At 51.0% G+C, this 16,856-nt stretch carries 8 protein-coding genes; 5 read left to right on the forward strand and 3 right to left on the reverse strand.

Going from position 1 to position 16,856, the window contains the following annotated elements:
- Positions 1–75 precede the first annotated feature (75 nt).
- From ACL2XF_RS25165 to ACL2XF_RS25175, 3 genes are all read left to right on the forward strand, one after another.
- Complete coding sequence (locus ACL2XF_RS25165; RefSeq protein WP_413727717.1) at positions 76–11,820, forward strand: hemagglutinin repeat-containing protein; 11,745 nt, start codon at positions 76–78, stop codon at positions 11,818–11,820.
- Positions 11,817–12,083 (forward strand): hypothetical protein, encoded by a 267-nt coding sequence (locus tag ACL2XF_RS25170; RefSeq protein WP_413721401.1) that lies wholly within the window; start codon positions 11,817–11,819, stop codon positions 12,081–12,083. Before ACL2XF_RS25165 ends, ACL2XF_RS25170 begins: the two co-directional genes overlap by 4 nt.
- 167 nt (positions 12,084–12,250) lie before the next feature.
- Positions 12,251–12,775 (forward strand): adhesin, encoded by a 525-nt coding sequence (locus ACL2XF_RS25175; protein ID WP_413721400.1) that lies wholly within the window; start codon positions 12,251–12,253, stop codon positions 12,773–12,775.
- Between the two features lie 290 nt (positions 12,776–13,065).
- Here the strand turns inward: ACL2XF_RS25175 and ACL2XF_RS25180 are convergent, their stop codons facing one another.
- Positions 13,066–13,458 carry a SymE family type I addiction module toxin gene (locus ACL2XF_RS25180; protein ID WP_413723562.1) on the reverse strand — a complete coding sequence of 131 codons (393 nt, stop codon included), beginning with the start codon at positions 13,456–13,458 and terminating at the stop codon, positions 13,066–13,068.
- On the opposite strand from ACL2XF_RS25180, the gene ACL2XF_RS25185 reads away from it, so the two are divergent.
- Positions 13,398–14,414, forward strand: coding sequence for a VENN motif pre-toxin domain-containing protein (locus ACL2XF_RS25185; protein WP_413727718.1), 1,017 nt, complete (start codon positions 13,398–13,400; stop codon positions 14,412–14,414). The genes ACL2XF_RS25180 and ACL2XF_RS25185 overlap by 61 nt on opposite strands.
- Positions 14,415–14,727: 313 nt before the next feature.
- Here ACL2XF_RS25185 and ACL2XF_RS25190 read toward each other — a convergent pair whose 3' ends face one another.
- Positions 14,728–14,964, reverse strand: coding sequence for a SymE family type I addiction module toxin (locus tag ACL2XF_RS25190; protein WP_413727719.1), 237 nt, complete (start codon positions 14,962–14,964; stop codon positions 14,728–14,730).
- A gap of 615 nt (positions 14,965–15,579) precedes the next feature.
- Between ACL2XF_RS25190 and ACL2XF_RS25195 the strand changes: the two genes are divergently transcribed.
- Positions 15,580–16,437, forward strand: a complete 858-nt coding sequence (locus tag ACL2XF_RS25195) for a hypothetical protein (RefSeq protein ID WP_413727720.1) — start codon at positions 15,580–15,582, stop codon at positions 16,435–16,437.
- Between the two features lie 105 nt (positions 16,438–16,542).
- On the opposite strand, the gene ACL2XF_RS25200 is transcribed toward ACL2XF_RS25195, so the two are convergent.
- On the reverse strand, positions 16,543–16,851 hold the full coding sequence (locus tag ACL2XF_RS25200) for a hypothetical protein (protein WP_413721397.1): 309 nt from the start codon (positions 16,849–16,851) through the stop codon (positions 16,543–16,545).
- Positions 16,852–16,856: the final 5 nt, after the last annotated feature.

Genomic DNA, 16,856 nt, shown 5'->3' on the forward strand with positions numbered 1-16,856 from the left:
AACTATAAAGGTCAATGTTAGTACCACTCTGTTGGTGTTTTTAAAATGGATATTTTTTAAACAGGGAAGTCAGTTATGAATAAACAGTGCTATTGCATTATTTTCAGCCGATCACGGGGTGAGTTAAGGGTAGTCTCGGAGCTGGCCCGCAGCTGCGGCGCTAGGCCAGGGCAACGCCGCGGTACTGGCATGCAGCGCATATGGATAACGCTGCGTTGTGTCGTGTGGCGTATCGGTCTGGCATTGTTTCCCTGCTACGTGTCTGCCGGCGGAATTATCGCCGATGGCCACTTTGCACCCGAACAGCGCCCAGAGGTGGTAATAACGCATAATGGGTTACCACAAGTCAATATCAATGCTCCCAACCAGGCGGGAGTTTCACACAATCATTTTCAGCAGTTCGATGTCGGCCAAGAAGGAGCCATCCTCAATAACTCTGCAGTGATGACATCGACCCAATTAGCAGGTGATATTCCGGGAAATAGCAGATTCGATCCCAATGTCGCACCCGCAAGTGTCATTATTAATCAAGTGAACAGCAGCGATCCCAGCCAATTGCGGGGTTATCTCGAAGTGGCAGGCGGTCAGGCGCAAGTCATCGTCGCCAACCCATCCGGCATACTATGCGACGGCTGCGGAACCATAAATGCCGGGCGTATGACGCTCACCACCGGTAAACCACAGCTTAATGCGGATGGTACTGTTGCTGGCTATCATGTGGAACGTGGGCTAATCCGGATTGAAGGCAGTGGTCTCAACAGGAACGCGCGCCACGATACCCAATATGTCGATATCATGGCGCAAGCGGTGCAGGTAAACGCAGGAATCTGGGCCAAAAAAAGCATTTCAATCGCCGCCGGGCGCAACCAAATCAATGCAAAGGGCAGAATAATAGGCACATTGCCTGGTGGAAAGGATAAGCCTGCTGAGTTTGCTATCGATATGGGGCGAATGGGAGGGATGTATAGTGGCCATATCAGGATGATCGGCACAGAATCCGGGGTAGGCGTACGTAACCAGGGCGGGCACTTGGTGGCTGAGAAGACGCTAACGGTGAGCAGCGAGGGCAAATTGTTCTTGCAGTCTGGATTAACGGAACCTACCACAGTAGCCACAGGGGATATTACCCTGACAGCCAGGGGTAGTGTTGAACATTCCGGCAAACTCTACAGTGGCGGAGAGCTTATCCTGGTAAGCCGGCAGGGGAAGATTAAGCAATCCGGCACGCTGGCGGCGGCGGGCGATGTCTCATTATGCGCTGAAAAAGCCATTCAGAGCAGCGGGCGACTGTTAGCGGGCAGTGATGCGAGCGGCACACTGCATCGCATGGCGGATTTAACACTTAGAAGTCAGTCGGTGGTAAACGCCAGCGGTAGTTTAATGAGCCTGAATAGAGTCGATATCACAAGCCCTCGAGTGAATTTAAAACAAAGCCGTTTGAAGGCCGACTGGGCCAAATTAACAGCAACGGAAGGCGTTGTCCTGAAACAGGCGCATGTGGAAAGTGGGGAGTTAATAGTGGAGAGCGCCGGCGACATTGATACCCGACACGCCCGCATCCGGGCTGGACGTTGGCAGATTTTCGCCGATGGTCTGTTAAACCAGGAGGGCGTTTGGTTGCAGGAAGGCCAGGGTAAAAGCTATATGACCCTTTCGGGTGGACTGGATAACACTGATGGGGTTATTGAAGCACGGCAGATCGGATTGCATGCCGCCGACCTGAATAACCTGCGCGGACGTTTTTTAGTACTGAGCGATACAGCGCAACGCTGGCATGTGAATCATCTGCATTCAAACCAAATGGGGGTTTTGAGCAGTACGGGCAGCTTGGAACTGAATACTGTTACGTTGAATAACCAAGCGGGCACGCTGCAAAGCTTATCCAATCTGGCCATTACCGCTGGAGAGAGGATAAATAACCGCCACGGCAAGATGTTATCAGGCGCAAACCTGACGTTGAAAAGTAAAGGGAATGTCTCTAATCAAGCCGGCGTGTTAGAGGCAAAACAAGATTTGATCTGGCAAGGCGGTATGAAGAGCTTGTTTGATAATGACGCAGGCAAGATATCAAGTGAAGGCGCATTATCACTGCAAGGGGGACATTTAACCAACCGCGAGCGCGGCATGGTGCATAGCCATCGGGAGCTTGAAATAGACCTCGCAGGGACATGGGAAAATCAGGACGGTAATGTCGTGAGCGATGGCAACGGTAATGTGCGCGCGCTTGGTTTAATCAATTCTTTAGGAAGCATTCAGTCATCAGGCATGTTGGTCATGCAGTTTACCCGCGTTTTGGATAATCGCGATGGTGAAATTCTCAGCCGGCGGGCTCAGCGTCTACATGCCGAAACTATCCTCAATATTCCAAGCGCGCCAGAAGCCAATCAGCCACCGCGGATAGAGAGTAAACAAGGGCAACACTCTCGAAGTGTCATCAGTAGCCAAGATGCATTGACGCTACAAGCCGTGCGATTGTACAACCGCAACGGCGGTATGCTGAAGGGCGCGACGAGCATGGATGTGCATGCACGTGAGCTGGACAATACCGCGGGACAGGTAAAAAGTGACAGTTCGTTAACCCTGCTATTGGTTGATCTATTAAACAACCGGCAGGGGTACATCTCATCCACGGGCGCGCTTGATATCAATGGCGGCAATATTTCTCTTCAATCGCTATTTAACTCGGGCGGCAATATCTCAAGCGGCGGGGCACTCGCCGTCACCGCTCATTATTTAAATAATACGGGGGGGAGGGTGCAAAGCCAGTCAGATCTGGCTATCAAGTCAAGGTCTGGGATAAATAACCGCCGCGGTGACATTGTCAGTAAAGGATCTATAAATATAAAGTCCAGAGATATCATAAATACACAAGGCAAACTTTGTGCCAATCGGCCTCTTCGAATTTCGGCTGGCCTGTTACAGAACGATCAGGGTGTTATCAATAGCCAGGATACAGTGGGCGTGCATACCAAGCATTTGATCAATCGTGACGGCGGCATAGTGTTTAGCAAGTTATTTACCGTGGTGAACGCGCGCGAGCTCGACAATACCGCGGGTCGGATAGAAAGCGCGGGTTCCTCTATCCTGACATTACTGGAAAAGTTAGACAATAGGCACGGGCATCTCGTGACTCATGGCTCTCTTACAATAGAGCGTGTTGATGCGTCTGGTCTGTCCCTATTTAACCAGAACGGAAACATTCAAAGCGGCAAGGCCCTGGCAGTCACCACACAATCGTTAAACAATCAAGAAGGGACGGTGCAAAGCCAGTTAAATCTGGAAATCAGTTCGCAGTATGAGATAAATAACCGCCAGGGGGAGATGAAATCTGGCGCTAGGTTAGGTTTGGAGAGTAAACGCAATATCTATAATCAAGGCGGCGTCCTGACGGCTCAGCAAGATTTGATATTGCTTCCCGGCGAGCGCAGTCTGATGAATAATGACGCCGGCAAAGTATTGTGTGAGGGTACATTATCTCTATTTACGGACCAGTTGCTCAATCGTGACCACGGACTCATGCAAGGAGCGCGGACGCTTGAAATAGGACTCACCGGAAAATTGGATAACCAGGGCGGAAACCTTTCCGGCGGTGGGAACAGTACAATATACACGAGTAATCTCGCTAACTCACATGGCAAAATTTGGGCGTTTAATAATCTAACTATGCGGTTTGGCGACACCTTGGATAACCGCAACGGCAATATTGCCAGCCAAGGCGCGATGAAACTGAAGTCCCGAGAGTTCATAAATACGCAAGGCAAACTATGTACCAATCAGGCACTGCGAATATTGACTGACCTGTTGCAAAACAATCAGGGCGTTATAACGAGCCAAGATAAATTGGACGTGCATACCAGGCAATTGACCAATCGCGACGGCGGCATAGTGTTTGGCAAGTCGCGTACATGTACCCACGCGCGCGAGCTGGACAATACCGCGGGCCGGTTAGAAAGCGCGGGTGCCTTAACCTTGATATTACAAGACAAGCTAGACAATCGGCACGGGCATATTTTAAGCCATGGCCCACTTACTGTACAGAGCGATGATGCGTCAAACCTGGCGCTGTTTAACCAAAGCGGCAATATCCAAAGCGGTGGGACCCTTGCGATCGACGCCGGTTTACTGGATAACCAGGGCGGAAACCTTTCCGGCGGTGGGAACAGCACAATATACACGAGTAATCTCGCTAACTCACATGGCAGAATTAGGGCGTTTGATAATCTATCCATGCGGTTTGGCGACACCTTGGATAACCGCAACGGCAATATTGCCAGCCAAGGCGCGGTGAAACTGAAGTCCCGAGAGTTCATAAATACGCAAGGCAAACTATGTACCAATCAGGCACTGCGAATATTGACTGACCTGTTGCAAAACAATCAGGGCGTTATAACGAGCCAAGATAAATTGGACGTGCATACCAGGCAATTGACCAATCGCGACGGCGGCATAGTGTTTGGCAAGTCGCGTACATGTACCCACGCGCGCGAGCTGGACAATACCGCGGGCCGGTTAGAAAGCGCGGGTGCCTTAACCTTGATATTACAAGACAAGCTAGACAATCGGCACGGGCATATTTTAAGCCATGGCCCACTTACTGTACAGAGCGATGATGCGTCAAACCTGGCGCTGTTTAACCAAAGCGGCAATATCCAAAGCGGTGGGACCCTTGCGATCGACACCGGTTTATTGGATAACCAGGGCGGCACGTTGCTAAGCCAGCGGCCGTTAACGCTAAATATGCGACAGGATTTTATCCAACGGAATGGGGATACGCTAAGCAGCAACAGCGCTGTTAACCTAACGGTGTCTGGGTTATTAAACAATGTGGCGGATTGGCTATTGCCTGGCGACCTGACTCTCAACAGCGCGCATTTTAATAATTTAGCCCGGCTGGTGGCCAATAAGTTGCAGGTAAGCACTGGCGTAATGTCCAATCAAGGGCGCATCGAAGCAATCACGCTCAATCTCAATCTCGATACTCTGAATAATAACGCATCTTTAACAAGTAAATCGCTTACCGTCCGCAGCAAACTTATTGAGAATAAAGGCAGTGGCGGCTGTATCGCCGCCACTGAGCATCTCAACCTGCAAACGAGGGAGCGGCTAAGCAATATGGGCGGCGCCCTGATTCACAGTGGGGGGGCAATGTATCTGACGAGCGGTAATGTCATTGAAAATCGCGCCAGTCATATCGAAGCCGGAGGAGACATCACGATAGAGGCCAAACGCCTGGATAACCTGCGCGAAGGGTTGGATATTGCACGGAATGCTGAGCAAAACGACTATAATTGGCATCGTTATAATTTATATTGGCGTTCGTATGGTTCTAAGGAGAATACTGACGTTAATACCGTAGCGCCAACGACCCAAAGGCTGACGTTTCGTGATGAGCACGCTGCGGGCATTCACCCCTATGGCACATTGCTGAATATAGACACCGCTGCCCAAAGAGTGGAAGTGCGTGTGCAGAACCATCGGGGAGAACTGGTGAACCTGTGGACTCATTATCTGACATTGGATCCGAATGCCGATGGTAGCCACAACATGACGTTTTATGAAATGCGGGGGCCGCGTCAGATTGGCTTCTCTGGGTCACGAATATTAAAACTGCCGGAAACATCTACTCCTACACGTTATCACAATATGTTTTGGCGTGAACATGACCGGGGCCAGGTTGAGCTATGGAGTCCCGAACGCCATATAGCGATTGCCGATATACCGTTTGTGACCGATTACAGTAACTTGCGGGAGCGCACGGTGAACGGAACCGTGACCAGGGATAAACTGGTATCCGCTGGCAATGGCGCCAGCATATTGTCAGGTGGCAATATGGATCTGCGCGTTGCCGGGCAGCTAATGAATGATGCCAGTATCATTAGCGCCAGGGGCCACCTCACAAGTGGTGGCGCCAATATTACTAACCGGGCCTATTCAATAAATGAACGGCGCAGGGAATACATCGTCGATCACTACGACAGAGACGCTAAACACTGGTATCCCACGTTCAATCGTGATGAGACTACCGCATTGTCTACCGTCGACGGGATAATTAACGGCGGGGGCAATGTCACCCTTAAAGGCGCACGCCTTGAGAATATCATGGTCAACCCAGCGCAAATCAACGCGCTGGTAACTGGGCCGAATACGGAGGGATTTGACAGCGCGCAGTGGGTAACTCATCCGTCGGCGGTCGATGGTGCACCCAGAGCATGGCAGTCCGCTATTGTACTACTGCCGGCTATCGACAGCGCCTTCGATTCCAACGAGTTAGCCTTGATTACCAAAGAACATGTTTCCGGAGTCACGACAGATTCATATCTCACGCCCCCTATGGCGTTAACGCCGACACTTCACGCTGCTTTGCATAATCAGATCCTTTCGCTGAAGAGCAACACGGGCGACGTCGCCGGCTGTACACAGGCGGTATGCGCATTGATAAGCCCCCGGAACCAAGCCGGATTAACGGGGCATGGCGCCTTGATTGCTGGTGGTAATCTGCGATTGTCCATGAAAACCATCAACAATATCGGTAACCTTTATGCAGATAGAGCGCTGAATATTGACAGCCGTCTCTTTAACAATACTGGCGGCGGCATCCATGCCGACAGCATACGTTTACATGCTGACAGTGTCGCATTAAACACCAATCTGCGGGACGCACTGCGTCAGGCCAGTATGAACGCCCGTAATATCAGCATAAGCGGCGGCGATATCAGTTTGCAGGGCGCCAGGCTCAGCGCTGAGGAAAATATCAGCCTCAGTGCCGACAATAGCCTAAGCATAACCATGGCCCGTAGTCGCACCGATACGGATTTGAGTATGATCTCCGGCTCCTTGGGCAACCGAGGCGGTGGTGAAGGCCGGAGCATAATAGCTGACCCATTGAATAAGAGCATAAGCGCAGCAATGACGGTAAGCGGGCCGCGGATGGCCCGGGTCCACGGGGAATGGCAGCAAGCGCTGGGCAGCCACCTGTCGGCGGGAAATAACCTTATTTTACAGTCCCTTCATGATACAACTTTGCAAGGCAGCCAAGCCTCCGCCGGTGGCAAGCTTTATGCGCGGGCTGGAGGGAATATCGCATTATTGGCCGATACCACCACTAATAATACTCACCTGCAAGCGGGGGGCCGCACTTCGGCGGTAAGAAACAGCCGCCGGGCAGACGCTTTGCACATCAGCACACTGAAAGGTAATCACGGCGTTATGATTTTGTCCGGAAAGAATTTTGTCGCGCAAGGAGCCACGGTTGACAGTATTTCAGGCGGTATCGCCTTGAGTGCACAACAGGCAATCATTAAGGAAGCGCGCCAACAGTTGAGCGAAAGCGATAGCGAACGTCGGCAAGAGGGCAGCGGGCGAAGCCAGCGCCAAATTGATATGGAGAGTGATATTTCTTTGGGCAGCGTCTTTAACGATCGGCAAGGTACACTTGTCGTTGCCGGGCAGGGCGATATCACGCTGCAGGGTAGTGAAATGCAAAGTGAAACAGGAGCGATAGAGATGCAAGCGGCAGGTAACATCTCAGTCATAGCCAGCCGGGACAAACGGCATTTCAAGCAACAGGGCAGCAGCAGCAGTAAAGGTTATGTCAGCAGCAAAAGAAGTGTTTACCAAATTGAAAAGCGCAGCAGCACATCCAAGGGCAGTTTGCTGAGCGGCCAAAAGGTTGTTCTGCACAGTGCTCAGAATATTAATGTGTTAGGCAGTAATACTGTTGCCAGCGAGGCTATCTCACTGCTGGCGGGCAACGACATTATGGTGGACGCTACGGAAAATCGATATCAGGCCAGCGCGGCGAGCCAGAGCCAGAAATCAGGTTTTTGCAGTACCGGCGGTATCGGCTTTAGCAACGATAATCTCCGTACGAAAACCGCCGATACCCTGGATGCTATCAGCCATACTGGCAGCACGGTGGGCGCTAGACAGGGCGACGTAACCCTTTACGCGGGCAATACCCTTAGGGTGCAAGGCTCGGATGTACTGGCGGGTAACGCAATCAATCTGGCCGGTAAGGATGTTGATATTCTCCCGGTGGCAAATCAGAGTACTCAAACTCATAAGTTTGAGCTAAAGCGGAGCGGACTGAGTGCTAGCCCCTTCGGCATGATAGGTAGTATGGTGAAGTCGGCCGTCTCCGGTAGTGTTATAGCCGTCAAAGAAAGCCATCGCGGGCCGACCACGCGTCGGGATATAAAGGCCTCGCTGAGTAAACAGATGACTGCGCAGCGCGGCATGTTACAGCCCAGTGATGTCAATGAAATTGATGTTGGCGGCGTAAGTCTCTCATACGGTAAACAGTCCCGCAAATCTGAGCAATTCATCAGCCAATCAAAAAACCGCGGCAGTCACTTGACCGCGGGCGCGAATCTTAATATACACGCCACCGGCGGCGATATCACTGTGCGGGCTAGCCAGTTGCAGGCCGGGGCGCATGTTACTTCCGGGTATGGGCATAGCGCTTTAACAGGATATGAGGTACAAAGCGAGACTGGCATATTAGCGATTAAAGCGGCGGGGGACATCGTCGTGTATGGCAGCCAAGATAAACTTTATGCAAAACAAGATGGCAACAGCAATTGTAACCGGCTTATTAGTGGTAGCCAATCCGCGTATCAAGGGGATGAGAGAAGTAGCGTGTCCCGTGGTAGCCTGCTAAGTGGTCAGGAAATCATCTTATTGAGTGGCGGCGATATCAAAATAGCAGGCAGTAACGCGGTAGCCGACCAGAATATGATATTGATGGCAAAAAAAAATATAATGGTTGAGGCTGCGCAAAACCACTTTCAGGCCGGCGCGGAGAGTCAGAGCAAGACATCCGGTCTTTCCGACAACGGTGTCATCGGCTATCGTTTTGGCAACCGCATCACTAATAACGCTAATAGCGCGCTAAATATCAGCCATACAGGCAGCATACTGGGAGCTACACATGGCAGCGTCACAATGGATGCAGGCGATGCTATCCTGGTGCGGGGCTCCGAGTTGCTAGCGGGCAAAAATATCAACCTGACCGGTAATAGCATTGCTATCATGTCGGCTGAAAACCAGAGCACACAGACCCAAAAATTCCAGCAGAAATGGAGTGGATTGACATTGGCGTTATCCGGCGCGGTGGGCAGCGCGGTAAATTCAGCGGCTACCAATACCGCTGAAGCCAGCAAGGAAAACGATAACCGCCTGGCGGCATTGCAGGGCATCAAGGCGGCGCTGAGCAGTGTGCAGGCCGCGCAAAGCGGTGCTCTGGCGGCGACAAACGCCAATGACAAAAATGCTATCGGCGTTAGTCTGTCCTATGGTAGCCAGTCCTCTAAATCGGAGAAGACCGTTAGTTGGACACAGAGCCAGGGAAGCCAACTGATAGCGGCCAGAGACTTATCCATCCGCTCCACAGGCAGCGATATCACCGTGCGGGGTGGCCGGTTTCAGGCCGGGAAAGATATCTTCATCGATGCGGCGCGAGATATCAATCTTCAGTCGGCTAAAAATACGCTGCGCATGGAGGGTAAAAATGAGAGCAAGGGAGGCAGCGTCGGTATAGGTATTGGTGTTGGCCAGGGCGGCTGGGGCATAAATGTGTCGGCCAGTATCAATAAGGGGAGCGGCAATGAGGAAGGCAATAAGATAACGCATAGCGTAATGACGGCGACTAGCGGTAATTTGCTGAATATCAGCAGCCTGCGTGATACCACCCTTGCCGGAGCGCAGCTAAGCGGTGAGACGGTGACGATGAACGTCGGCCGCAATCTGGCATTGAACAGCGTGCAGGACCAAGAAAGTTATGATTGCAAACAGCAGAATTCTAGCGCGGGCGGCAGCTTCAGTTTTGGTTCGATGAGTGGTTCGGCAAATATTAATCTGAGCCGGGATAAGATACACAGCAGCTACCGCTCGGTGCAGGAGCAAACGGGGGTTTTCGCCGGTAAGGGTGGTTTTGATATCACGGTGGGGGAACATACTCAGCTCACCGGCGCGGTGATTGGTTCGACCGCCGAAGCGGGCAATAATTCATTGACTACCGGCACCCTGGGCTTTAGCAATATCGAGAACCAGGCCGATTTTCAGGTGACGCACCAGAGCGCGAATTTTGGCAACGGCGGAAATATCGGCGGGCAGTTTGCCGGCAATATGGCGAACGCCATGCCGATGGGGAACAACAGCAACGATAACAGTCGCTCTATCACGCAATCGGCGGTGTCTGAAGGTGCTATTACTCTTCGTAATCCGGAAGGCCGGCAGGATGTGGCGGACCTAAGTCGCGATGTTGCAAACGCCCATCAAACGCTTAGTCCTATCTTCGATAAAGAGAAGGAGCAACGGCGGTTAAGGGAAGCGCGGCTGATTGGCGAAATAGGCAGCCAGGCGGCGGATGTGGCGCGCACTCAGGGGCAAATTATGGCTACCCAGGCGGCGAACGAAAAGCTACAGAACATGAACCCCGAAGATCGTATTGCGGCAGAAGCGCAGTGGCGGAAGGATTACCAAGGCGAAGCGCCGTCGGATGAGTATATCAGACAACGGATATATCAGACGGCCTATAACGAGGCATTAACGGAGTCGGGCTTCGGTACCGGTGGCTATTGCCAGCGTGCGATCCAGGCGGCGACTGCTGCAGTGCAGGGTTTGGCGGGTGGAGCTATGGCGGAGGCGCTGGTCGGCGCAGGCGCACCCTATGTGGCGCAAGGGATTCACCATATGACTACTGACGCGGGCACGGCTGAAGTGAATACGACAGCCAACTTGATGGCGCATGCGGCCTTAGGCGCGCTGGTGGCGCAGGTGAATGGCAACAGTGCTTTAGCGGGGGCATCTGGGGGCGTGATAGGCGAATATATTGCCCAGCATCTCTATCCAGATATCGAACGCGAAGACTTGAGCGAAGAAGAAAAGCAGACCATCAGCGTATTAAGTACACTGGCTGCGGGTTTAGCTGGCGGCCTGGCGGGCGACAGTTCGGCCAATGCGGTAGCGGGTGCACAGGCGGGGAAGAACGCGGTGGAGAATAATTTCTTAAGCACGCCTTCAGCAACAAAACGAGACGAGTTGGCAGAAAAAATCATCAACGGTGATAAGACGCTGCAAACGGCGAAGGAGTTTTTGCAGTTGGAGAATGCCGATAAACGCAGTGATGCGTTGGTCAGCCAGTTCAAGAAAGATCCGGCTGCAATGACGGCCGATGAACGTAATGAATTGAATAGCTATATCAGGCTTTACGCGGCCGATATGCAGACTCAACACGGCGATGCGGTGACTCGAGAGTTGGTGACCGGCTTGTTGACGGGGCAAGATTATCTCAAGTCAGCCCCCAACAGCGAAGCGCAGCAGAAAGCGCACACCCTTATGAAGACGTGGGGCTACCATACTTCGAATGCGAGCATGGGCGATCCCGCGCTGATGTTTGGATTGGGGCCGCTGGGCCAATCGATCAAAATGGGGATGTTAACCAATGCAGCGATCGGTGTTGGTGCTAATACTGCCGTTCAATTTAGTGGGAGCGACCCCTTTAGTTATGTTGATGCGGTGATGGCGGGTGTAACCGCAGCAGCAACAACAGGAAAGGGAATGGGGGCCTCTGCTGTAATCAACATGGGCGGAGCTGCTATAGGTAGTGCTGCTAAAGGAGAAAATCCGGTTGGGTCAATAGTCGGGGCTGGGTTGGGTTCAGTGATTGGGGGTAAAGCAGGTCAAGTTACTTCGACTTCTATAGGTCAGGCTGTTGGCAAAGCAACTTCTGATAAAGGTGGAGCGGTAGTAGGGTCTGTGATATCTGAAGTAGTGAGTGATGGGGTTAAAGAACAAATAGATGAAGTAGATATGAAATGATGAGATTTGAACAAGTAAGTTTAACTTTGTTGATATTTTTGATTGTTTATTGGTCTTTAATCATTTTCACAGCTATTTTTTTTGTGAGTCTGGCTGTTGCTGCTTATTTTTTTATAATAAGTGACATCCCCTTTTACTTTGATTGGTTGAGTCAGTTTATTTCAGCAGCAAAAAAAGGAATTTCAGTAGGATTAGTCCTTAGTATAGGAATTTGGATTGAGGCTAAGCTAAGAAATTCAAAATGTACAAAATCTGATGAATGACGATTGAAAAAGAGATGTTGTGGAGAATAACTCTCTGGGCGGTGCGGCAGCGGGTTCCGGACTGGGGTTCTGGCTGGGTGAGATACCAGACACGGATAGAGAGGAGAAAGCCCAACTGGCCGGAGATATCGCGAAAGGCAATGCCAAAGTATCCGCCGGTATCGCTAATGCTGCTGGCGTTGCAATGTTACCGGGTGCGGCCCAGGCTATGGGGGGGGCTTGGCGCGGCGGCTAATGCCGGAGTTCAATATCTGGACGATGACGATAAAGACATAAATCCAGTGAACGCCGCAGTGGCTGGGTGGGTGAATGTAGCCAGTATGGGAAGCGGGCTGGCTGGAACCTTTGGTTGGAATGCAGCAGGCGGTGCTTTAACTAATACCATTAAGGGTGATGATCCGTTGACTGGGGCAATAACGGGTGGTGCCGGTGGGGCTGTAGGTTATGGATTTGGTAAGGTTATCGCTAAAGGAACGAATGCTGTGGGTAAAGCAGTCACTGGCGGCTGGGATCCAAAATTTCGCCCTGAGCTATTAAAATATAATGAAGTTAAGGGGCAGCTTGGCATATCGAAAGAAATGTTACCGAGTAAAATTCCTAGTGCTTTTGGTAACGCAGGCGCCTCTATCACTTCAGAAATGACTGGAGATGGAATACAAAAAATTATAGCTAAGCAGGAAGGCGGAGATTAAATATTGAGGTCATTTGTTCCTAATGCTTACATTCTCATGACATCGCTTCTAGCGGGTATATTGATTGCCGAGATATCTTATTTTTCGTTGGTGATGATTAATTATTTTGTTAATGGTTATTTTGAAATAATTCATTCTGAAGTTATAAGAGGGGTGAAAGTGGGTGGTGCAGGTGGAGGGATAACTGGAATAGGCCTAGTTCTTTTTCGCCTCTTTAAAGTAAAAGGTTTTTAGCCGATCTCTTTCTTGCTATTAAATCCCGGCCTTGTGCCGGGATTATAACGTTAGTCCTACACGTTAAGTTCTGTTTTGGTGATCAAGCATCTCTGCTCAGACGTCACCACCACCGTTTGCCCAGTGTTAAAGCCCAGTTCATCAAGCCACCGCCCACTTATCTTCAACTGCGGGCTGGTCTGTCGTGAGCCGCCATTAGGTGCATAACCTGCTGTATAATAACGAGGTTGTGACGGTTTTACTTCAGTTGTGCCGAGTTCTGACTTACAATCTGAGCGATGAGGAGAAGCGGAATAACGTGGTGGCGCATGCCATCCTGGGCGGGGTAATAACCTAGCTAAGCGGCGCCAACGCCGTAGCGGGAGCGACCGGTGCGGCAAGCGGCGAAATGGCCGCGCCGGCGATAGCACTGGCATTATACGGCACGGCGGACAGCGATAAATTGACATCGCAACAAAAGGAGAACCTGGGCGCGCTGTCGACGCTGGCGTCGGGGATCGCGGCGGGAGTCAGTAGCGGCAGCATATCAGGTGCGACTGCGGGGGCGCAGGCTGGCAAAAACGCGGTGGAGAATAACTTCTTAAGCACGCCTTCAGCAACAAAACGAGAAGAATTAGCGGAAAAAATCATTGAGGGTGATAAAACGCTGCAAACGGCGAAGGAGTATTTAGCGCTGGAAAATGCCGATAAACGCAGTGATGCGTTGGTCAGCCAGTTCAAGAAAGGTCCGGCAGCGATGACGGCCGATGAACGTAATGAACTGAAAAGCTATATCAGGCTTTACGCGGCCGATATGCAGACGCAACACGGCGATGCGGTGACTCGAGAGTTGGTGACCGGTCTGTTGACGGGGCAAGATTATCTCAAGTCAGCCCCCAACAGCGAAGCGCAGCAGAAAGCGCACACCCTTATGAAGACGTGGGGCTACCATACTTCGAATGCGAGCATGGGCGATCCCGCGCTGATGTTTGGATTGGGGCCGCTGGGCCAATCGATCAAAATGGGGATGGTAACCAATGTTGCGATCGGTGTTAGTGTTAATACAGGCGTCCAACTCAGCGGAGGCGATCCTTTTAGCTATGTTGATGTGGTAATGGCTGGGGTTACCGCAGCGGCGACCAAAGGAAAAGCTATTTTACCCAGCGTGGGAATAAATATAGGCGGTGCTGCTATTAGTAGTGCAGCTAAAGGTGAAGATCCGACCAATGCTATGATTGGGGCTGGGGCCGGTACTGTTATAGGAAATAAAGTCTCAAAAGGTATGACTGATAAATTTTCTGGCTTGATTAAAGAAAATACAGCACATCTAACTGGGGCTATAGGCGGGTCTTTCTCTAGCGAGATGCTTGGCGGAGCTGTAAAAGAGTATTTAGATAATGCGGACGAGAATGATGGGAATAACTGACCTCAAAAAACTCAGCGTGTTAGTTATTTGTAATATATTTTTATTCATTCTATTAGTATTCGTAGCTAGGCTTTTGGCATCTATTATTGTTTATTTCAAGATTGGCCATTTCATGTTCTATCTTGGGGATGGCTTTTTGACCTCTCTAAAACAAGCTACTGTAGACCGGTACGACGCTTGGTGTGGGAATCTGGATTAAGTCCAAGCTTAGCGCTAAGAAAACGCATGAGTCATCCGACTAAGGTTCGTTTTGATATAGCCATACCTATGTGACCTTATCCCGGCTTATGGCCGGGATTTTTCTATGATTATCTTAAACGCCCAACTTAGTCTTGATCGTCAGACATCCCTGTTCAGTGGTCACCGTTACCGACTGGCCGGTGTTAAATCCCAGCGCTTCCAGCCATCGGCCCTTTATGGTTAGCTGTGGGCTGGGTTTCTTACGTCCACCGTTGGGGGCATAACCGATGGTGTAGTGGCGGGGTTGATATCCTTCTTTTTTAACCACTTGGGTTGTGGCAGGTTCTGACTTACAATCGCGCTTAGCCATAGTAACTACTCCTGGGCGGCGCCGTGACCGGTTTGCCCTCTGCTCCTATCTTCCGTTATCACTTAAGCCACGGCGGTGTGGCCGCCATCCCTGGCGGCGTCACAATCAGCGCCGATCCTCAGCAACATCAACACCAACATCAACATCAACATCAACACCTTATGGGGTTGACGGCCTGCCGGCCTCCGCTTAAAGGCTTTATGCCCGCCCGGCTTCGCCTGGCTACGCCGGGTCGCACTGCGTTGCTCCTTCCCGGCTCGCCAGCTTGCGCCACCCAGCCCAGTCCGGCGCGGTCATGCAGGCCCGGCGCTCCCTTAACCTTCCGTGGTCCAGAGCGCCGCAGTGCGTCGCTTGCGGGCTTCGCCAGCCCACGCCCGGCAGACGGTTCGCCGGGCCACAGACAAGCTGTGACCCGCCTCAACGCCTCGGAGTAAAAACCCATCGCCCATATACTCGCCGTAGAGAAACACGTTGATACTCTGTTAAGGCAAAACCGCGCCACGGGGCGAAAAACGCGCGTCGGGGGCTGCGGGTCTCTGGGGAGAGATGCAGTAGAAAAAGTAGGTTGTAAGTCACTGAACTGACAAGGGAAAGTCACCAACTATGCAGGGATGCATGTCAGCTGAAGTTGTTGTGGAGAATAATTTCTTAAGCACGCCTTCAGCAACAAAACGAGAAGAATTAGCGGAAAAAATCATTGAGGGTGATAAAACGCTGCAAACGGCGAAGGAGTATTTAGCGCTGGAAAATGCCGATAAACGCAGTGATGCGTTGGTCAGCCAGTTCAAGAAAGATCCGGCAGCGATGACGGCCGATGAACGTAATGAACTGAAAAGCTATATCAGGCTTTACGCGGCCGATATGCAGACTCAACATGGAGATGCGGTAACCAGAGAGCTGGTGACCGGCTTATTGACGGGGCAAGATTATCTTAAGTCAGCGCCCAACAGCGAAGCGCAGCAGAAAGCCCACACCATTATGAACACCTGGGGTTACCATACTTCGAATGCGAGTATGGGTGACCCCGCGCTAATGTTCGGATTGGGGCCGCTGGGCCAATCGATCAAAACGGGGATGGTAACCAATGCTGCGATCGGTGTTGGTGTTAATACAGGCGTCCAACTCAGCGGAGGCGATCCTTTCAGCTATGTTGATGTGGTAATTGCTGGGGTTACCGCAGCGGCGACCACAGGAAAAGCTATTTTACCCAGCGTGGGAATAAATATAGGCGGTGCAGCTATTGGTAGTGCAGCCAAAGGTGAAGATCCGACCAATGCTATGATTGGTGCTGGGCTAGGCACTGTTTTAGGTAATAAAGCTGATAAATTCATTACTACAGGATTATCGACAGCAGTAAAAGAGGGAACCGCAGGATTAATAGGTAATGTCGGGGGGGCTACAACAAACGAGATCATCAGCAGTAGCGTAAAGGATGATTTAGACAAAGTTGGGCTTAAAAATGACAACAAATAAATTACATTTACTTATCTCTCTTATTTGTCGGTGTGTTTTAGTCTTTGTCGGTCTTTGTATGATTGGGAGCTTTGTTGCCTCAATTTTAGTTTATTTCAAGCATGGTTATTTTTCCTTCAGTTGGAAAGAAGCAGCATTACTTTCACTAAAAAGAGGCATCACAGCGGGTTCAATTCTCGGTATCGGCATCTGGATAAAAGTTAGACTTGAAGATAGCGGTTCTTCAGGATCCAATAATTGAAATTTTGGAAAAATAGTCGAGGAGAATAATTTCCTGAGCACCCGTTCCGCGACAAAACGGGACGACTTAGCGGAAAAAATCATCAACGGTGATAAGACGCTGCAAACGGCGAAGGAGTATTTAGCGCTGGAAAATGCCGATAAACGCAGTGATGCGTTGGTCAGCCAGTTCAAGAAAG

Origin of the sequence: Sodalis sp. RH19, assembly GCF_047324215.1 — a bacterium.
Lineage (GTDB): Bacteria > Pseudomonadota > Gammaproteobacteria > Enterobacterales > Enterobacteriaceae > Acerihabitans.